Raw genomic sequence first — 20,094 nt, 5'->3', positions numbered from 1 at the left:
GCCCCAAGGAAGGCGGCCGCGAAGCTTGCGCTCGCCGTGTCGGTATTGTTGCCGATCGTATCGGCGTCCTGCGTCACCAATGTCAGGGCGCTATCCGCAACCGTCCCGACCGTCACGGAAGGGCCGTCGTCATTGAAGGTAATGGTCAGCGTGCCCGGTGCCGTCGAGCCGTCCGCATCGGTGATCACATAGTCGAGATCGACGGTCGCATTGTTCTCATCGTTCGGGCCTTGGGCCTGAAGCACGTTGTCGACCAGCGTCACCGTGTAGGCGCCAGTTGCCGGGTCGGTCACATGCACCGTGAACAGGACGCCACGAGGGCCTGTCGCGGTCAGTGTGTCACTGCCGGCGTCCCAGCTGTAGGTCACGTTCTCCTGGCCGACCGTGCCATTGGTGCCATCCAACGTTGCGAACGAGAAGCCGTTGGCGCCGGCGCCGTCACCACCGACGCTGCCGCCGAGCGCTCCGTTATAGGTCTTTTCGCTGGCACTGAACGGAACCTCGCCGAGATTGGCGTCGATATCGCCCAAGGTGCTAGCCGGATTGCCGCCAGCAAGCCCGTCATCGTCAACCGCAGCCGTAGCCGTGCCGCTTGTCGGCGTATTGGCGTCGGTCACCGCAAAGGTGATACCGGCCGTTGCAGTGTCGCCGTCGCCGTCAGTCACCGTGTAGGTCGCCGAAGCCGCACCGGTGCCGAGAACCGAACTGTCGGCGGTGAAGGAGTAGTGGCCGTCAGCCATGACCTTGATCGAGCCATCGCCGATATCGATCGCCTGCGAGTAGCCGTCGTTGCCGAAGACCAGCACAGTAGAGCCGATGTGCGTCACCGTGGCGCCATCGGCGCCGGCCACGAAGTCCAGCGTGCCAGTGATCGTCGCACCCTCGGCAACATTCTGCGAGGCTTCGTCATGCGCCGTCGGCACGTCGTCGGACACCGTCACGTTGACGGTGCCGGTCGCCTGAGTGCCGTCGGTATCGGTGGCAACCACGCCGACATGGCCCAGATCGACCAGGTCGTCGAGATTGATGCCGGGATGCGCGTCGTAATTGTCGTTCAGCGTCGCCGTCACCGTCGCCACATTGTTAGCGACCGAGAGATCCAGCGTCACCACGGTCACGGCGCCGTCCTTGCCCACGACCTGGGTGTCCGACACCCGGGTCCAGGTCAGGTTCGCGGTGTTCAGGCCGCCCAGGTCTGTGCCGAAGACGACCGAGGTGATCGCGTCCGAGCCCGGCGTGAAGGTGATCGAGTTAGAGGCAGAGTCCGGACCGAGTGGCGTCGAGCCGTCACTCAGGTTCTGGTCGTCGAGCGCCAGCGTGATTGGAGCGCCCGCGGTCGGGCCCGCGCCATCCGTGATCGTGAAGGCGATGTTGGCCGTCGAAGTGTCGTGATCGCCGTCCGTCACCGTGTAGGTCGCGTTGACCGCCACGGCACCGCCGCTGTTGTCGACCGAGGCATCGGCCGTGAACGAGTAGGCCCCGTCGGCCTTCACCTGGATGGTGCCGGCGCCGATGTCGATCGACTGCGAATAGCCCGTGCCGGGATCGAAGGTCAGCAGCGTACCGTTGACATGCGTCACTGTCGCGCCGTCCGCGCCGGCCACGAAGTCCAGTGTCCCCGTCACCGCCGGGGCACCTTCCACAACCGCTTGCGAAGCCTCGTCATGGGCCGTCGGCACGTCATCGGACACCGTCAGGTTGACGGTGCCGGTCGCCTGAGTGCCGTCGGTATCGGTGGCAACCACGCCGACATGGCCCAGATCGACCAGGTCGTCGAGATTGATGCCGGGATGCGCGTCGTAATTGTCGTTCAGCGTCGCCGTCACCGTCGCCACATTGTTAGCGACCGAGAGATCCAGCGTCACCACGGTCACGGCGCCGTCCTTGCCCACGACCTGGGTGTCCGACACCCGGGTCCAGGTCAGGTTCGCGGTGTTCAGGCCGCCCAGGTCTGTGCCGAAGACGACCGAGGTGATCGCGTCCGAGCCCGGCGTGAAGGTGATCGAGTTAGAGGCAGAGTCCGGACCGAGTGGCGTCGAGCCGTCACTCAGGTTCTGGTCGTCGAGCGCCAGCGTGATTGGAGCGCCCGCGGTCGGGCCCGCGCCATCCGTGATCGTGAAGGCGATGTTGGCCGTCGAAGTGTCGTGATCGCCGTCCGTCACCGTGTAGGTCGCGTTGACCGCCACGGCACCGCCGCTGTTGTCGACCGAGGCATCGGCCGTGAACGAGTAGGCCCCGTCGGCCTTCACCTGGATGGTGCCGGCGCCGATGTCGATCGACTGCGAATAGCCCGTGCCGGGATCGAAGGTCAGCAGCGTACCGTTGACATGCGTCACTGTCGCGCCGTCCGCGCCGGCCACGAAGTCCAGTGTCCCCGTCACCACCGGGGCACCTTCCACAACCGCTTGCGAAGCCTCGTCATGGGCCGTCGGCACGTCATCGACGATGTTGACGGTGAGCGTGCCATTGGTGCTCTGGAGATCCTGGTCGGTCAGCGTGACAGTGAAGTTCTCGAACAGGCTGTTGGTGCCCTGGACAGAGGTATGTGTCTCGTTGTCGTTGAGCGTGTAGGTATAGCTCACCTCGCCGGTGCCGGCATTGTAGGCCGTCACCGTCAGCGTGTTGCCTAGCGTCGTCGTGAACGAGCTGGCGGTGAACACACCGTCGGTGATGAAAGCGTGGCCATCGATCGACAGATCGTGGATGCCGTCGGGCGAGGAAATGGTGAAGGTGCCGGGGCCGGTCTCGGCCGTGCTTGCCGGATCGGACCCGGGGCCACCAGGCGTGCCGACATTCAAAGCCGCTTCGTTGACGATGACGTCGCCGCCATTGGCTTCCGGCGTCAGGTTGGCGACTACAGGCGTCGAGTTGCCGATCGAGATCGTCAGCGTGGTGTGCGAGGTGTCGCCATCGCCATCCTTGATCGTGTAGGTGAAGACGTCGTTGACGCCTCCGGGTGTGCCCGCATCGCGCACATAGGTATAGCTGCCGTCGCCGTGCAGCGTCAGCTTGCCATATTCACCTTGGATCGGGCTGTTGAGTGTGGTCGTATTGTCCAGAGCGACATTCGTCGTCCCCTTGGCAACGCCCACCACCGTCGCGCCGTCGGCGCCCTGGATGTCGGCAACGCCGTCCGTCGTGTTGGCATCGCCCGCATCCGTGCCGCCAACCAGCACATTGCCCGTCGCGGGGCCGAACTGGCCGGCTGCGATACTGTCGGTGTCGGCAACCGCCGTCGGCACGTCGTCGATGATGGCAACGGTGAAGGTCGTGCTCGCCGTATCGCCGTCGACATCCGTGACGGTGATGCTGAAATTGTCCGGAACCGTATCGTTGACGTCGTATCCGGTCGTGCTGACGGGATGCGTCACCGACTGGGTGACAGTGTAGTCATACTGGATGGCACCCGTGCCAGGATCGAACGACAGGATCGTGATGTAGCCGAACTGCCCTGAAATTTGCTGGCCGACGACGGTCACGGTGGTGCCGTTGATGACGATCGAGCCGATGCCATCGGGTGCGTCGATGCTGATCGTCCCGACGCCGGAAGTTTCGGAGTTGGTCGGTGCCTCGCTGCCCGGCGATTGTTGCGGACCGGCATCGAGTCCGGTTTCGCTGGCCGCCTGATCAGGGTTGGTCAGCGACATGGCCACGACGGAGACGCCTCTGTCGACCAAAGAGGGAAACAGCTCATGCCGCTCGAGCTGCCCAAACTGCAAAGCCGTCGGCGGCAGAAGCGCCGACAGGCCGAAGCCGTCGCCGATCCCGCCGGCAGGCTGTTCGAAATTCCCGCCGGCGCTCGAGGTCGTGCTGCCACCGGCCGATATCGAGCCGTCCGCGCCAAAGGCGACATCGACATGGCTCGCTTCCAGCGCTGCGATCAAGGCCACGCGCGGCACTTCGACGTCGCCGATGATGAAGGTCGGCACATGCAGGGCACCGTCCTTGATGACGATGACCGAGCCGTCCGCCTGCTCGAGCACGAGGTTGTGGCCGTCGACCTTGATGTTGTCGATCGAGACATTGGCGGGAAGTTTGACGACGTTGCTTGCGTCCGCGACGTATTCGTGCGGGGCGTTTGCCGCTGGCGGAGCTGCCGCTGGCGCGCCGCCACCGACATCGACCGGCACAGGCTCGGCCGCGGCCGGCGCTGTTTGGACCGGTGCCGCCGCTTGCTCGGCGGGCGCGGCTTGCGCCACCACCTGGGTCGGCGCTGTCAGGTCGTGATGATCGCTGGAGACGGAATGCTCGTCCCACGAGTTCGAAAGATTGTCCAGTTCAATACTGTTCGCCATAGCTTAAACCCCTCCGGTATTTCCCGGATAGAGACAGGCGGCAGCTTGACTTTGCAACGGTCCGTCAATCCATTCTATATATTTGGATATGCCTTCGATGACTTTTTTTACGCTTGGTAAACTGTGAACATATAATCAGTTATATGTTGTCTGGAAGGCATAGCGCTTCGCCACCGGCGGCGCGGAAAACTTGGTAAATATAAGTATAAATACATGTAAAATTTTACTAAAATCAGCAAAGTGAATTCGTAGGAAATTTATCCATCTTCCTTTCCAGTAATTTGAGACAAAATTGGTAGCGTCCACAGTCAAAGGTGGGCGTCATGAAAAAACAAAAGAATGCTCCGGGGAAGTGCAAGCTCAAGCTGCTTCTGCTGGCGGTGGGGATAGCCGGCTCGGCGCAGCCAGCCCTTGCCGGACCCGTCATCAGGAATTTCATGCCCGAAACAGCACTGCTTGGAGCGGTCCAGGCGCCGCTTGGCCTCGGCGGCATTTCGCTGCAGAGATACCAGCCCTGGCAGCCGGCCACCCCCTACCGGATCAGCCTTGTCCTGAACGGATATGGTCCCGTTTCCGCTCAAGACGGGTCCAGCGCCTCGATGGCGCAAGAGGGCAGGGGTATCGACCCGATGCCGACGGCGTCGATCATTCCGGGCGTTTTCGGGTCGGTTGCGCTGTCCATGCGCAATTTTCCCGTTTCGGCGCGCTGGGCACCTGTCTACCAGGCCATAACCGATTGCACCGCGGGCAGCCCCTGTGATCACGAGAGCCCGGCCTTCGCGGCCATGGTCTCGGCCGCCCAAGGCAAGGGGTTCGTCGAAAAACTGTCGTTCATCGACAGCGGCATCAACCACCTGATCGCCTATAAGAAGGACAGCGTCGTTTACGGCAAGCTTGACTATTGGGCGAAGCCTTCGGAGATCCTCGCCAATCGTGCCGGCGACTGCGAGGACTTCGCCATTCTCAAGATGACCGCGTTGCTGAGGGCCGGCATTCCGGCACGCAGCATGTCGCTCGTCGTTCTCCAGGACCGCAAGCGGGGCTTCTTCCACGCCGTGCTTTCGGTCAGCACCGCAAGCGGCGCTTATATTCTCGACAGTCTCAACGATACGGTGCTCAAGGACAGCGCCCTTCCGAATTATCAGCCACTGTACTCGTTCAGCACCGACCGGGCGTGGATCCACGGGTCCAAGTCGGGGGACGCCCAGATGGCCGATGTCAAGGGCGGTTTCGCAACCGTCGCCCCTGGCGAAGGCCTCCAGGTGGAAGTCAAGTAAGGGCCCGCGCGCCGGCTTTCTTGTCCTGGTTGAATGGCGGAACAATTCCTGGAAAAGTCTATTGTTGGTTTTCCGGCGGAATCGCGTCAGCAGATAGGGCGGTTCGGCGTTTGCGTGAAACGATGAACGGCGCTAGCCGTTGAAGACGAAAGCCATCAGCAATTCCAGGTCCAGCACCGGCGCCCGCACCACGTTCAATTGGCCCCGGTAACGGCGTTCGCCGGCTCCAATCACAAATCCGCTCGCAACGGCAACATCGCCATTGGTGTCGAGGCGGGCGAATATATCGGCTACGTTGAGATCCAGCGCCAGCTTCAGGTCCTGGCGCGTGTCTTCGTCGAATGCCGCCGGCAATTGTCGTTTGACCAATTGCTGGAACGGCGCATTGAAGGTCACGATCTTCTTCGTCGAGGCCAAGGCGAAGGCCGGCGACGGGCAGGCAAGCAGAATGGCGTTTATCGTCCTGATCGATGCAAGCCTACGCAAATTCAGGTTCTCGCGCCCCAACTCGCGTATGCAGGCCACCCGGATTGCCGAGGTCAAGTTTCCTTTCTCCGCGTGACCTTCGGCGATCTCGTCGACCAGCATGCCGATCGTGCATTTGCGGCTTTCAGCCATCTGTTTCAGCGAAACCCAGAAAGCCCGTTCAAGCCGAATGCCGCGCCTGATGCCGCCGCGCGCCACGACGCGGAACTCGAGTTCGAAATCTTCTGTCGGGAGTGGCAGAAGCAAGTGGTCGCTCCGGGTCGCGGGAGAGGTGGCGCTAGCGCTCACTCATTGCCTCCTGGCGGGCTTTGTTGATCGGCTTCAGCAGGTAGCTCAGGATCGTCTTGCGACCGGTCTTGATATCCACGGAACAGATCATGCCGGGGATGATCGAATATGCCTTTCCGTCTCGCTCCAGCGTCGATCTATCGGTTGAAACACGCACCTGATAGTAGGGCTCGCCCGTCTTCTGATCGACCAGGCTGTCGGCGGTTATGTTTGAAACCTTGCCCTCGATGCCGCCAAAGATCGAGAAATCGTAAGCCGTGACTTTGATCAAGGCATCCTGATCTGGGCGGATAAACGCGACATCGCGGGGCGAAACACGTGCTTCGACCAGCAATGTCTCGGAAGTGGGCACGATGCCGGCCACGACAGTACCCGGCTGGACGAAGGCGCCGACGGTGTTCAGTTCCATAGTGTTGACGATGCCGTCCACCGGCGAGCGGATATCCGTTCGCGCGACCTTGTCGGTCGCGCCGCGAATGGTTTCGTCCACCACTGAAAGATCGGCCAAGGCCTGCGTCAGGTCATCGAGCGCTTCCTGCTTCAACTGCAGCCCGAGTTCCTCGACCTGGAGCTGCGCCTCGGTGATCGCCGACTTGCCCTTCTTTATCGTCTCGCCGGCCAGGTTCAATTGGCCGTTGAGTTCGGTCTGTTCCTGCTCGACCTTGAGCTGCTCGGTCCTTGCCATCAGACCTTTCTTGACCATCGCCTCGACCAGCTTCGCCTGCTGGTCGCTCACAGCCAGGTTTTTTGTCAGGCGGTCGAGATTGGCGTTCGCCTCGTCCAGTTCTTTTTCGCGCTGGTCGAGTCGCGACTTGAGCACCGACAGCTTGTTGTCGAAGTTTTCGCGCCGGGCAACGAGGAGATTTTGTTCGTTGTCACAGATTTCCGGCGCCACGGATTGGATGTCCTGCGGACAGGGAAACGATCCGGTGATGCTGCCGCTCTGTTCGTATTTGAGCCTGGCGATGCGTGTTTGCAGGGCCCGCGCCTTGGCTTGCTGTTCGCCGAGGCTGGATGTGTTCAAAGTATTGTCGAGACGGATAATAAGGTCGTTCTTCCTGACGACCTGCCCCACCTTCACGGCGATTTCCTGAACGACGCCCGGCTCGCTGGCTTGAATGACCTGGGTCTTGGAGGCCGGTATGACCTTGCCGTCGCCACGCGCGATCTCGTCGACCTCGGCGAAGGACGACCAAGCGACAAAGGCGGCGAAGAGCGCCCCTATGATGAATATGGACGCCGTCGCGAAAAGCGGCGGGCGGTCTTCCCTGGCAAGCATTTCCCACGCCCCGTTATCATATCGGTTTCAGCCCGATATAATTTGTTCATTCAGGAATTCGTTCTCTGCAGCGCCTGAATGACTTGTTCTTTTGGCCCATCGGCAACTATCTTTCCTTGTTCGATAACAATGAGGCGATCAGCCAATTCGAGCATGCTGAAGCGATGCGTCGAGACGATCAGCGTCGTGTTGTGGTCGAAAGCGGTCTTGAGTTGCTTTATCAGTTGCCGTTCCGACGCCAGATCCATTGAGCCGGACGGTTCATCCAGAAAGACGATCTTCGGCTTGGTCAAAAGCAGCCGGGCGATCGCCACCGTCTGTCTCTGCCCGCCGGAAAGATTGGTGCCCCGTTCACCGACGTTCATGTCGTAGCCGCGCGGATGGCGAGACACGAACTCGTCGACGCCGGCGGCTTTCGCGGCTTCGATGATTTGCTCGTCGGTCGCCTCCGGAGATGCCATCAGCAGGTTCTCCTTGATGGTGCCCGAAAACAGATCGCCGGCTTGCGCGACGATGCCGACGGCGGCGCGCACCTCTGACGGGTGATACTGGCGGATGTCGATGCCATCCAGCAGCAATTCGCCGGAGCTTGGCAGAAAAAGCCTGCCGATCAGGCGTCCCATCGTCGTCTTGCCCGATCCGATGCGGCCGATGATGCCGATGCGCTCTCCCGGCTTCACCGAAAAGTTCAGGCCGGACAGAACCTCGTTTTCCGATCCGGGGTAGACAAAGCCGACATTCTTGAACGTCATCGCGCCATTGCGAATCGGGCGATTGACGAAGCCCACAGTATCCGGCCGGTCCTCCGGCTGTGCCATGATGGAATTCACCATTCTCAAGGAGAGCATGGCCTGGCGAAATCTCGACAAGGTGATCGCGATCTGGCCGAGCGGAGCCACGGCCCGGCTCGCCAGCATCACCGTTCCGATGATGGCTCCTGTCGAAACATGCCCTTCCGAAAAGGCGTAGGCTCCAGCCACGACCAAGGCGACCGTCACAAGCTGCTGGATGGCCTGGGTGATGTTGCCGGCCGCCGCCGAGAGCTGCTTGATCTTCTCGGAAGTGTTGGCCGCGTTCTTCGAATGCTCGCCCCACTTCCTCAGCAAATAGGCTTCGGCGCGCAGCGACTTGATCGTTTCCAGCGTGGAGATGGACTCGACCAGCAGAGCCTGGCGCTGGGAGGCTTCATTCATGGAGGCTGCGACCCGTTTGCCGATGCGGCGTTGCGTGACCAGGCCAACGACCACCGACGCCACAAATGCGAGGGCCGGGATGACGACCAGCCAGCCGCCGATCGCGTAGATGACGAGCAGGAAGATGAAGACGAAAGCCGTATCGATGAACACGCTGATCGTGTTGGAGGTGAAAAATTCCCTGACGAACTCATATTGGGTGACGCGGTTGGCATATTCGCCTGTCGAGCCCGGGCGCGCGGACAGGGATGAATTCAGCACCTTCTCGAACAGCAGATACGATATCCGCAAATCCGCCTTGCGCCCGGCATAGTCGATGAGCGAGGCTCGGGCCGTTTTCAAAAGCAGATCGAAGAGAATGACGGCGCCAATGCCGATCGCCAGCACCCAAAGTGTCGATATCGCCTTGTTCGGCAATATGCGGTCATAGACATTCATGGTGAAGATCGGTGAGGCGATGGCCAAAAGATTGATGAAGATCGCCGACAGCACGACCTTGGAATAGGTGCGCCAGAAAGCGCCGATCGTCCCCGTCAGCCAATGGCGCCGCTCGATCTGCTGCGCCGACCCGACCTTCATGCCCTCGGTGGCGTTGGCATAGGTGATCGAGAAGGATACCCCGCCACTGATGTAACTTGCGGCCAGCTCGGATTTGCCGACAGTCGTGCGCCCGTCTTCCTGCGGGGCCGTGAGATACCCGTCGCCGTCGGTTTCCGCCAGCAGGGCGATCGGCAACTGACTGACACGGAAGAGAATTGCCGGAAGATCGACGCGACCGCGCAGGAAGTCGCGATGGTTGAATCCCTGGGTCTCGAGACCGATGCGCTCGGCAAGATGCCGGATCTCGGTGACCTCGATGCGCGTGTCCGAAATCGGCACTCCGGCAAACAGCACGGTCTCGGCGCTCGGCCTGCCGAGATAGGCGGCCACCGCCGAAAAGCAGGCCTTGAACGCCTCCTTGGGCGACAGAATATGTGGCTGCTGATTCACGACCCGCCCGCCAGAACCCTCAACACCCCTTACGGCTCACTTCTTCCTGACAGGGGCGAGGATATCGAAGGGCAGGTCGTTCTTCTGTTCCGACGGGGTCCGTGCATAGGTTTCGGTGTCTGGGATCTCCGGAACCGCGAATTCATCCTTGGCGTAGGCCGCGGCCTGCTTCGGCGGCTGGATGTCCATCGTTTTCAGCAACTGCCCGGTTGCCGCCAGAAGTCGGTATTGGGCAAAGAGGGATGCGTAGGACGCGGTGTCCGCCAGCGTTGCTGTGTTGAACCGCGTATTCTGCGCATCCAGCACATCGAGCAGCGAGCGCTGTCCGACCTTGAACTGCTCGCGATAAGAGGCAACCAGCTTCTCGTTGGAAGCGGCTTGCAGCTTCAGGGTCTTTGCCAGGTCGGCTTGCCGGAAGCGGCGATCCCACGACGTGCGAACGGCTTCTTCGATCTCCCGCAGAACCTGATGCAGCCCAAGCCGCTGTTCGCTGGCGCGGCGGATCTGCTCCTGCTCATTCGCTTTGTCGATGCCGCCCCGATACAGGTTCCACCGCAGCACCACCCGTGCCTGCAGATCGGACGTGTCTCCATTGTCGCCGTCAATGTCGTATCCGGCCCGGGCAACGCCTTCGGCGACGACCGACGGGCCGTATTTCGCCCGAGCGGCGTCAACCTGCGAGCCCGCGGCGGCGATATCGCTATTGGCCATGTGGACGCGCGGGTTGTTCTCCCGCGCAATGCCCAGCGCGTCGTCCAGGGACCTTGGCAGTGCAGAGGAAACGTCGCCTGGCCGCGATGCATTGGTCAGCGGTTTCCCGACGGTCTTGAAGAAACGTATTCTCGAGGCCTCGAGTTCCTCGGAAGCCTCCTGCATGCGGGCCTTGGCCGCAAACAAGCGCTCCTCGGCCTGTTGCCGGTCGGCTTCGTTCAATCCGCCGCCTGCTATGCCTTCCCTGATGTCGTGGAGAATCGCTTGGTGAAAGCCCAGATTCTTCTTTGCCTCGGCCACGATCGAGGCCTGAAGCATGTATTCCAGGTAATCCTGGACGACAGACAGCCCGATGAACTCAGATCGCTCCAGCACGCGGAATGAGGCGCCATCCACTCGCGAGGCTTGACGGTTGAGTTCGGCTCGCCTTGCGCCACTATCATAAAGCGTTTGCGAAACCGTCAGATCGGTCTCCGCGGGATAAAGCGCATCGTGCTCGATGGAGAGCGCGCGGCGGGAGGAGTTGTCCAGGCGGCGAGCACCAGCGGATGCCTCCAGGTCGACGCTTGGAAGATAGAGCCCTTTTGCTTGCCGCAGTTCGAACTCGATGGCCTCGCGGTTTTCGATGGCCTGGCCGATTTCCGGGTTGGATTCCACCGCGACCGCCATGGCTTCCTTGAGTGTCAGCGCATGCGCGCCCCAGCAGCTCAGCATGGTAGCCGTCATCAAGAGACCAACGCCCATGACCTTGGTCGACAGACCTGTCGTCTTCATTTTCCCACCCACGTTTCCCCGCGCTTTTTAAGAGCGCCCCAGCCGGGCTTGGCGCCTGACCTTGCCACTATCTTGCAAATTAACGTGCGCGTTTCATTATTAAGCTGTGACTAAATCATAGAATTTAGGCAGACGGTCAAAAAATGTAGCAAAAATAGCACACATTTGGGACGCCGGCGGGATCAAATGCCGGTATCGAAACTTGAAGCCCCGAGACAAGATATTGAAGATGGGCAACAGCAAGCCTGTTCTGGCATATGCCGATGAGTACGCATGTCCGCAAACAAAGTTGCTCTCGCGGAGGCAATAAGGCGCCTTCAACAGCTCGGGTGCAGAAGGATTTGGTCCGGCCCACCCAGATTGACGACATGTTCTGGTCGCGCCCGCTGTGGTTTGCGAGATCGCAGACGCACTGCCGAGCGTGACACTTCTTGGTTAAGTCTAGGCTGCAGAGTGTTTGGATCAGGGCTTATTCGGTGCGCGCTTCGGCCTCGAATGGAGTCTGCGCTTGGCTGGGGCGCCAGGATTCGAACCTGGGAATGTCGGTACCAAAAACCGATGCCTTACCACTTGGCGACGCCCCAATAGCCGTCAGAGTCGCTGTGCGGCGCGTTATTAGCAGAGCAGCCGAAAAGCACAATGCTTATGAAGACCGCGAAGACGCTCGGCTGACCAGCGGTGCAATCGGCGCTTGGTGATCCACAAGCGGACTAGTGGGACCACACAGCCAGCTCGTTGCCGGCTGGATCGACGAAGTGGAAGCGTCGGCCGCCGGGGAATGAGAATATCCGCCTGACGATCGTTCCGCCGGCGCTTTCGACGGCGCGAAGGGTTTCCTCCAGATTGTCGCTGTAAAGCACGGGCAACGGCTTGGCCGGTGCTTCCGCGGCATCGGCCTGAAAGCCGCCATCCAGGCCCTCGGCGAAGGCCGAATAGGTCGGCCCATAATCTGTGAAAGACCAAGCGAAGGCGGCGCTGTAGAAGGCCTTCAACCGATCCAGCGTGCCGCCGGTCGCCGGCATTTCCAGATAGTCCAGTTTTCCAGGCTGTTTCATGGCGCACCTCTTGTTCCCTTTATGTTCTAGACGTCGAGCCGTGAGGTGGCAAGTCTTTTTGCCACAGGCCCAGGCGGAGTTTTTTCTTAATCGATTGTAGCGGCCGAACGGCTTGCCGACGCCTTGCCTTTCGCACTGCAGCATCATATCGCTCCAAAGTCGGGCACGGATGGAACTTTGCGTTTCGCCAATCTTTCCAATCTCCTGCAACCGGAGAGCAAGCATGACCAAATGGGTTTTCACCTTTGGCGATGGTGCGGCGGAAGGCCGTGCCAGCGACAAGAATCTGCTGGGCGGAAAGGGCGCCAACCTGGCCGAGATGTGCAGCCTGGGGCTGCCAGTACCGCCGGGCTTTACGATCACCACCGAGGTCTGCAATGCCTATTATGCCAACGGTCGCACCCACCCGGCGGGATTGGAGGCTGATGTCGCAGTCGCCCTCGACCATATCGGCCGGCTGACTGGCCGCCGGTTCGGCGACCCGTCGAAGCTGCTCCTGGTTTCGGTGCGTTCCGGCGCCCGGGCGTCGATGCCCGGCATGATGGACACCGTGCTCAATCTCGGATTGAACGACGAGACAGTCGAGGCGCTGGCCGCCGATTCCGGCGATGCGCGCTTTGCCTATGACAGCTACCGCCGTTTCATCCAGATGTATTCCGATGTCGTCATGGGCCTCGATCACGAGGTGTTCGAGGAAATCCTGGAAGACCAGAAAGCCAGCCTCGGCCACGAGCTCGACACAGAACTGACGGCGATCGAATGGCAAGGCGTCATCGCGCTCTACAAGGCCAAGGTCGAGGAGGAACTCGGCAGGCCGTTCCCGCAGGATCCGCACGAGCAACTCTGGGGCGCGATCGGCGCGGTGTTTTCAAGCTGGATGAACAACCGGGCCATCACCTACCGGCGTCTGCACGATATCCCGGAAAGCTGGGGCACGGCGGTCAATGTCCAGGCCATGGTGTTTGGCAATATGGGCGAGACCTCGGCCACCGGCGTTGCCTTCACCCGCAACCCCTCGACCGGTGAAAAAATGCTTTATGGCGAATTCCTGGTGAATGCGCAGGGCGAGGATGTCGTCGCCGGCATCCGCACGCCGCAGAACATCACCGAGGCGGCGCGCATCGCGGCCGGTTCCGACAAGCCTTCGCTGCAGAAGCTGATGCCGGATGCCTTCCAGTCCTTCGTCACCATCTCCGACAGCCTGGAAAAGCACTACCGCGACATGCAGGATCTCGAATTCACCATCGAGCGCGGTAAATTGTGGATGCTGCAGACCCGGTCCGGCAAGCGGACCGCCAAGGCGGCGCTCAGGATCGCGGTTGAAATGGCAAGGGACGGCCTGATCACGAAGCAAGAAGCCGTCGCACGCATCGATCCTGCTTCTCTTGACCAATTGCTCCACCCGACCATCGACCCGAAGGCCGCACGAGACATCATCGGCGTCGGGCTGCCGGCGTCTCCGGGGGCTGCCACCGGCGAGATCGTCTTTTCTTCCGGCGATGCCGAGGATCTGAAGACGCAGGGGCGCAAGGCGATCCTGGTGCGTATCGAGACCAGTCCGGAAGATATCCATGGCATGCATGCGGCCGAAGGCATCCTGACCACGCGCGGCGGCATGACCAGCCACGCCGCGGTCGTCGCGCGCGGCATGGGCAAGCCTTGCGTGTCCGGAGCCGGCTCGCTGCGCGTCGACTACAAGGCAGGCACGCTGGTCTCGATGGGGCAGACCTTCCGCAAGGGCGACATCATCACCATCGATGGGGGCAACGGCCAGGTGCTCAAGGGCGCCGTGGCGATGCTGCAGCCGGAATTGTCCGGCGATTTCGCCGCCATCATGGAATGGGCGGACGCGGTACGCCGCATGAAGGTGCGCACCAATGCCGAAACGCCGCTCGATGCCCGCATGGCGCGCTCCTTCGGCGCCGAGGGCATCGGGCTATGCCGCACCGAGCACATGTTCTTCGACGGCGCCCGCATCGTCGCCATGCGCGAGATGATCCTGGCCGACACCGAGAAGGACCGCCGCGCGGCGCTGGCCAAGCTTCTGCCCATGCAGCGCTCGGATTTCCTGGAGCTGTTCGAGATCATGGCCGGCCTGCCGGTGACGATCCGCCTGCTCGATCCGCCGCTGCACGAATTCCTGCCCAAGACCGAAGCGGAAGTCGCCGAAGTCGCGGCCGCCATGAACGTGTCGGCAGACAAGCTCAGGCAGCGCACCGAGGCCCTGCACGAGTTCAATCCGATGCTAGGCCATCGCGGCTGCCGGCTCGCCGTCTCCTACCCCGAGATCGCCGAGATGCAGGCGCGCGCCATTTTCGAGGCGGCAGTCGAGGCCGGCAAGAAAGCCGGCGCGCTGGTCGTCCCCGAGATCATGGTGCCGCTGGTCGGTCTGGCGAAGGAACTCGATTTTGTGAAGGCACGCATCGACGCCGTCGCCAAGAGCGTCATGGACGAGAGCGGCGTCAACATCGATTACCTGACTGGGACCATGATTGAGCTTCCCCGCGCGGCGATCCGCGCCCATGTCATTGCCGAGTCGGCCGAGTTCTTCTCCTTCGGCACCAACGACCTCACCCAGACCACCTTCGGCATCTCGCGCGACGATGCCGCCTCCTTCCTGGAGACGTATCGCCAGAAAGGCATCATCGAGCAGGATCCGTTCGTTTCGCTCGACATTGAGGGCGTCGGCGAACTGGTGCGCATGGCGGCGCAGAAGGGCAGGGCGACGCGACCCGACATCAAGCTCGGCATCTGCGGCGAACATGGCGGCGATCCCTCGTCGATCCGCTTCTGCGAGGAGGTCGGGCTCGACTATGTCTCCTGCTCGCCCTACCGCGTGCCGATCGCCAGACTGGCAGCGGCGCAGGCTGCAGTGCAGACGACCACGGGGCGTGGATAGACCGGTCCGAGCTTACGGTTTTGTATGAAAACTCACGCGAACGTGCTAGAGGTATCGCGCAATCCCGCCATTGTTTCTGACCAATTTCGTGATGATCGCCAAACGTCTCCGGAAACATATGTTGCAGATTTCACCCGCTCCGTTCCGCTCGATCCTGATCATTCAAACGAAGTTCATAGGCGATATCGTCCTCGCTTCGACCCTCGCCAGGAACCTTCGGCTCGAATTCCCCGGTGCCAGGATCGTGTTCCTCTGCGAGGCGCACTTGGAGAGCTTCGTGATTGCGCATGGCATCGCTTCGGAGGTGGTTCCGTTCAGGCGGGCTCGCGCGCGGGGCACCCCGCTGGAGCGCGGAAAAGAGCTCTACGCAACGGTGAAGGCGCTGCGCGGCTTCTGCTTCGATTTGACGATCGACCTGACCGATTCGAAGACCTCTCGGCTTATCAGCGGCTTGGTCAACGCAAAGACGCGCGTCGGCTACAATCCCCCGGAAAGGCCTCTGAAGCTGCTGGAGCGGCAGCCCGCCAATGTGTTTGCCAAACCATTCGGGTTTGGCGGCCAGCATTTTGTTTATCGCTATCTCTCCCCTCTTGAAGCGCTCGGCATCGATCTGCGGGTGACGGTACCGAGCCTCCAGCCGCCGCCATTCGAGGCCGCGAAAGCCTTGGCGCTTCTGGGCACGCACCACATCCGTCCGAACGCCTTCGTCGCTGTCCACGCAGGCGCGAGTTTCAAGGGCCGGCAGTGGCAGCCGGAACGGTTTGCCGAGGCGATTGACCAGATTGCGGCCGAAACCGGACTGGGCATCGTCCTGGTGGGAGGGCCGGGCGAAGGTGAAACCGCCGCGCGGATCGTTGCCGAGACGGCGACGCCGGTGGTGGACCTGGTCGGAGCGCTGTCGCTCGAGACCCTGCTGGCCGTCCTGGAACAGGCTCGGCTGTTTGTGGGCAATGAAAGCGGGCCGATGCATATGGCCGCTGCCGCCGGCACCCCGGTTGTCGGCCTTTTCGGCTTGACGCATCCGTCACGCTGGGGACCTGTCGGCGTGCCCAGCATCGCGCTTCGGCCGTCAATGCCATGCGACTGCGTGGCCAAGGATTTGTGTCGCCGAACCGATCCCAGCAAGGCGTGCTGCGTTTGGCGCCTGGAGGTGAAGCCGGTTGTCGAAGCGGCGCGCGAAATTCTCGCGCGCACCGAGCTGAAAAATGAACGCGCTGTCTGAGGGCGATGGAACGGCAAGACTGTCGCTGAACGGCTCGTCGACCAAGTGGGAGGTCAAATTGCCGCGCCAGGCGTTTTTCTGCTATCCCTCGTCCGATTTCCGCCTTCATGCGGGTCTTGGGATGTCGGCTTGAAACCGCCGGTCGGGAACTTGGTTCGATGCATTTGCCGCAAAGACATCTCTGCATGATCGCCATGTCGGTGGCGCTGATATCCAGCGCCCATGCCACGCCGCTGGTCGAACCCACGCTGCACATCAAGCCGGCTGCAAGCGGAACCGGTCGCGTTGCACTCACGCTCGATGCCTGCGGCGGCAAGACCGACACGCGCATTCTCTCGGCGTTGGTGGACAACAACATACCGGCTACCATTTTCGTCACCGGCATCTGGCTGAAGCGCAACGCCGAGGCCGTCGCGATCATGCGGGCGCATCCCGACCTGTTCGAGCTGGAAAATCACGGTGGCCGGCATATCCCGGCGGTCGACACGCCACAGAAGATCTATGGCATACGCAGCGCCGGCAGCCCGGAAGCAGTCCTTGCCGAAGTCGAATCGGGGGCCGCGGCTCTGGCCACGACCGGCGAACCGGCGCCGAAATGGTTCCGTGGCGCAACAGCCGAATACAGTCCCTCGGCCATTGCGATGATCCGCAAGCTCGGCTTCAAGATTGCCGGCTTCTCGATCAATGGCGACGGTGGCTCGCTGCTCGGCGCCAAGGAAACGGCCAGGCGCATCGCCGCCGCCAAGGACGGTGATGTCATCATCTCCCACATCAATCAGCCGACCCATGCCGCCGGCGAGGGCGTGGTTCAGGGCCTGCTGGCGCTCAAGGACAAGGGCATGACCTTCGTGCGCCTCGACGATGCCGACGGAACAGGTAATCACGGCACCACCGACTAAGGGCCGGCATCACCCGAATATCAATGCCCCTGAGTGTCTTCAAGCCGAAGCGTTCAGTCCGGCTTGGCCTCGATGCTGACCTTGCTGGCGTAGAACGCGCCGTGGTCGCGGATGTCGGTCATCTCGTCGAAGGGCTGCCGATAGGCCCACATCGCGTCCTTGCCCGCTTCGCCCGCCGGCAGCACGCTCCAATAGCTGGCATCACCCTTGTAGGGGCAGTGCGTCGCGTGATCCGTTCGGCTGAGCTTGTCGAAATCGATATCGGCGAACGGAATGTAGAAGGCGGCGGGGTAGGGGGCCTCCGTCAGCACCTTCGCCTTGGCGGAAGAAGCGATGACCGTACTGCCGGCGCGGATTGTGACGGTGCCGGAATAGGGCTCTATCGTGATGATCTTGTCGGGATTGCGCTGGAAGCCGGGTGCCGGGTTGGCGATCTTGTCCATGCTGGTTCTCCTTGCCCCGACTTTAGGTGTGGTGGGCGACCGGATAGAACAAGGCCCGTGGTCACAAACAAGGAGACACCAAGCGCCCGTGCGTGGCGCAAGACTGGCCTTGGCGTGGCAGCGGAAAATCAGGCAGCGGTTTTGAAGGCGTCCATCAGCCCGGCATAGGCGGCCGCGATGCCCGCCACCGGGTTGCTGCTTCTCGAGATCGTCTCGACCTTCAGCGCCCCTCCGACGGTTGGCAAGGTGAGCAGGAGGAACTGGCGATTGCCGCCATCACCGACGGATGCCGCCGCGACGTGCTGGCCTTCGCCTTCGTTCTGGACGCACATCTTGAACAGCAGTGTGCCGCCGACCGCTTCGAGCGCGCCGCCGACAACTTCGACGAACTCGTCTTCGGAAACGGTCTTTTCGTCCGGCACCAGATCGGCCAGGCTTTCGGCAAGCGTACTCTCGAGAACCTTATCGTCGAGCGCGTCCATGCGAACCTCTTTCAGTCGCCAATCGCACCCCTTTGCCCGTTAACGAAGCTTAACACCGACGATGGCCGGATTATGGCACTTTTTGCTGTTGGTCCGATCACGAGGAGTTTGCGCCGATGGAATCTGTTTGAAGCTCCTGCCATTCGATCGGCGGCAGGGACCCCCAAATTTCAGGAGCGCTTCAGCAGCGACCAGACGGCCGGCACGAGGCTGGCCGCGAGCGCGACCTTGATGAGATCGCCGACGATGAACGGCACGACGCCGAACTGCCAGGATTTTTCCGGACCGATGAGCATTGCCAGCCAGGCAAAACCCATCGCCATCATCACCACTTCGGCAATCAGCATGGCGTTGAAAAGCTTGATCGGATGACGGTCCCAGCCACGGTCGGCGGCCCAGCCGACAATCGCCGCCATGACCACGAAGCCGGCGAGATAGCCGCCGGTCGAGCCGAGCATGTAGGCAATGCCGATGCCTTTTTCCGGCGTGCCCTGGAAGACCGGGAAGCCCATGGCGCCTTCAGCCATGTAGAGCAGCAGGGTGGCGACGCCGAGCCGCATGCCGAAGGCGGCGGCGATCAGCAGGACGGCAAGCGTCTGCATCGAGAGGTCGACAGGCCCGAGCATCACCTTGGACTTGGCCGAAAGACTCAGGAGCAGCGTCCCGGCGATCGCCAGCAAAAACTGCGTTGCAAGTCGCGCGGCACCTTCCTGCGGCAAGGCCAGGAAAACAAGCGGGCGCGTCGTCGTTGCGGTTGTCATGGTCTTCCCCAATCCAATCTTGCCGCGAACCAGAAATCGCGGTCTTGCATTTTCCTATATTGGCTTGCGTGCTATGCGGCAATCTGTTTTGCCGTTCCGGGAACAAAGCGCCGACATGGCTCTCAAATTCGATACCAGCTTCGACCCTGCTTACGGCCGAGGTGTAAGGGTGGCCCCCGACGTGCAACGCGTCACGGCCCCTAATCCCAGTCCCTTCACTTTCCACGGCACCAACAGCTACGTCGTGGGCCACGATACGCTGGCGGTGATCGATCCGGGGCCCGATGACGAGGCGCATCTTCAGACCTTGCTCGACGTGATCGCGGGCCGGCCGGTGAGCCACATGTTCGTCAGCCACACGCATCGCGACCATTCTCCGCTGGCGGCCCGGTTGAAGGAGCGCACCGGCGCCCAAGTGCTGGCGGAGGGACCGCACCGGCCGGCGAGGCCCTTGCACATTGGCGAAACCAATGCGCTCGACGCCAGCGCCGACACCGCTTTCATTCCCGACATCGCCTTGCCGGACGGCGAGCTGGTCAGCGGCGACGGCTGGGCGATCCGGACCGTCCTGACGCCCGGCCATACCGCCAACCATGCGGCATTCGCGCTGGAAGGCACCGGCATCCTGTTTTCAGCCGATCACGTCATGGGCTGGGCAACCTCGATCGTCGCGCCGCCGGACGGGGCAATGGCCGACTACATGGCATCGCTGGACCGCCTGATCGAGCGCGGCGACCGGCTGCTGCTGCCTGGCCATGGGGGACCGGTGACGGCGCCGCGCGCTTTCATGCGCGGGCTGAAGACCCATCGCAAGATGCGCGAACGAGCCATATTGGAACGGATCAGGGCCGGCGACAGGACAATCCCCGACATGGTCAAGGCGATCTACAGGGATACCGATCCCCGGCTGCACGGCGCCGCCGGCCTGTCGGTGCTTGCCCATCTGGAGGACCTGGTGGCGCGCGGCGTGGTGGCGACGGACGCCGCTCCCGCCATAGATGGCATTTTCACGCCTGGCCGATAGCCCTGCCGCCGCCCAC

Annotated in this window: 14 protein-coding genes and 1 tRNA gene; 5 read left to right on the top strand and 10 right to left on the bottom strand. The window is 61.9% G+C overall.

Annotation, left to right across the window (positions count from 1 at the left end; all coding sequences use genetic code 11):
* Nucleotides 1-4,295, bottom strand: a 4,295-nt coding sequence (locus LB557_RS25565; protein ID WP_224713122.1) for a beta strand repeat-containing protein, incomplete at its 3' end; no start/stop codon positions are given.
* A 323-nt stretch (nucleotides 4,296-4,618) separates the two neighbouring features.
* On the opposite strand from LB557_RS25565, the gene LB557_RS25560 reads away from it, so the two are divergent.
* Nucleotides 4,619-5,572 carry a transglutaminase-like cysteine peptidase gene (locus tag LB557_RS25560; RefSeq protein ID WP_224643873.1) on the top strand — a complete coding sequence of 318 codons (954 nt, stop codon included), beginning with the start codon at nucleotides 4,619-4,621 and terminating at the stop codon, nucleotides 5,570-5,572.
* Between the two features lie 132 nt (nucleotides 5,573-5,704).
* On the opposite strand, the gene LB557_RS25555 is transcribed toward LB557_RS25560, so the two are convergent.
* From LB557_RS25555 to LB557_RS25530, 6 genes are all read right to left on the bottom strand, one after another.
* Nucleotides 5,705-6,346: a ribbon-helix-helix domain-containing protein gene (locus LB557_RS25555; RefSeq protein ID WP_140618714.1), complete on the bottom strand. Its 642-nt coding sequence runs from the start codon at nucleotides 6,344-6,346 to the stop codon at nucleotides 5,705-5,707.
* Complete coding sequence (locus LB557_RS25550; protein ID WP_015318757.1) at nucleotides 6,336-7,625, bottom strand: HlyD family type I secretion periplasmic adaptor subunit; 1,290 nt, start codon at nucleotides 7,623-7,625, stop codon at nucleotides 6,336-6,338. The genes LB557_RS25555 and LB557_RS25550 overlap by 11 nt, the downstream gene beginning before the upstream one ends.
* 50 nt (nucleotides 7,626-7,675) lie before the next feature.
* On the bottom strand, nucleotides 7,676-9,808 hold the full coding sequence (locus LB557_RS25545; RefSeq protein WP_224643872.1) for a type I secretion system permease/ATPase: 2,133 nt from the start codon (nucleotides 9,806-9,808) through the stop codon (nucleotides 7,676-7,678).
* A gap of 36 nt (nucleotides 9,809-9,844) precedes the next feature.
* Nucleotides 9,845-11,293: a TolC family protein gene (locus LB557_RS25540; RefSeq protein WP_015318755.1), complete on the bottom strand. Its 1,449-nt coding sequence runs from the start codon at nucleotides 11,291-11,293 to the stop codon at nucleotides 9,845-9,847.
* 509 nt (nucleotides 11,294-11,802) lie between these two features.
* Nucleotides 11,803-11,877, bottom strand: a tRNA-Gln gene (locus LB557_RS25535).
* Between the two features lie 126 nt (nucleotides 11,878-12,003).
* Nucleotides 12,004-12,348 carry a VOC family protein gene (locus LB557_RS25530; protein ID WP_015318754.1) on the bottom strand — a complete coding sequence of 115 codons (345 nt, stop codon included), beginning with the start codon at nucleotides 12,346-12,348 and terminating at the stop codon, nucleotides 12,004-12,006.
* A gap of 223 nt (nucleotides 12,349-12,571) precedes the next feature.
* On the opposite strand from LB557_RS25530, the gene ppdK reads away from it, so the two are divergent.
* From ppdK to LB557_RS25515, 3 genes are all read left to right on the top strand, one after another.
* Nucleotides 12,572-15,247 (top strand): pyruvate, phosphate dikinase, encoded by a 2,676-nt coding sequence (gene ppdK, locus LB557_RS25525; protein WP_224526062.1) that lies wholly within the window; start codon nucleotides 12,572-12,574, stop codon nucleotides 15,245-15,247.
* 265 nt (nucleotides 15,248-15,512) lie between these two features.
* Nucleotides 15,513-16,469, top strand: a complete 957-nt coding sequence (locus tag LB557_RS25520; RefSeq protein WP_224588233.1) for a glycosyltransferase family 9 protein — start codon at nucleotides 15,513-15,515, stop codon at nucleotides 16,467-16,469.
* Between the two features lie 158 nt (nucleotides 16,470-16,627).
* On the top strand, nucleotides 16,628-17,368 hold the full coding sequence (locus LB557_RS25515) for a polysaccharide deacetylase family protein (protein ID WP_224643871.1): 741 nt from the start codon (nucleotides 16,628-16,630) through the stop codon (nucleotides 17,366-17,368).
* 53 nt (nucleotides 17,369-17,421) lie between these two features.
* Here LB557_RS25515 and LB557_RS25510 read toward each other — a convergent pair whose 3' ends face one another.
* The 3 genes from LB557_RS25510 to LB557_RS25500 all read right to left on the bottom strand — a co-directional run bounded on the left by LB557_RS25510 (nucleotide 17,422) and on the right by LB557_RS25500 (nucleotide 19,054).
* Nucleotides 17,422-17,811: a DUF427 domain-containing protein gene (locus LB557_RS25510; RefSeq protein ID WP_015318749.1), complete on the bottom strand. Its 390-nt coding sequence runs from the start codon at nucleotides 17,809-17,811 to the stop codon at nucleotides 17,422-17,424.
* A 128-nt stretch (nucleotides 17,812-17,939) separates the two neighbouring features.
* Nucleotides 17,940-18,293, bottom strand: a complete 354-nt coding sequence (locus tag LB557_RS25505) for a hypothetical protein (protein ID WP_015318748.1) — start codon at nucleotides 18,291-18,293, stop codon at nucleotides 17,940-17,942.
* Between the two features lie 170 nt (nucleotides 18,294-18,463).
* A complete protein-coding gene (locus LB557_RS25500) occupies nucleotides 18,464-19,054 on the bottom strand; it encodes a biotin transporter BioY (RefSeq protein ID WP_224643870.1) in 591 nt (196 codons plus the stop codon).
* Nucleotides 19,055-19,169: 115 nt separating this feature from the next.
* On the opposite strand from LB557_RS25500, the gene LB557_RS25495 reads away from it, so the two are divergent.
* Nucleotides 19,170-20,078 carry an MBL fold metallo-hydrolase gene (locus tag LB557_RS25495; protein ID WP_224643869.1) on the top strand — a complete coding sequence of 303 codons (909 nt, stop codon included), beginning with the start codon at nucleotides 19,170-19,172 and terminating at the stop codon, nucleotides 20,076-20,078.
* The last annotated feature ends 16 nt before the right edge of the window (nucleotides 20,079-20,094 follow it).

The sequence above is a fragment of the Mesorhizobium sp. BR115XR7A genome (genome assembly GCF_020165315.1).
GTDB lineage: Bacteria > Pseudomonadota > Alphaproteobacteria > Rhizobiales > Rhizobiaceae > Mesorhizobium > Mesorhizobium australicum.
This window is presented reverse-complemented; position numbering and strand designations above follow the sequence as displayed.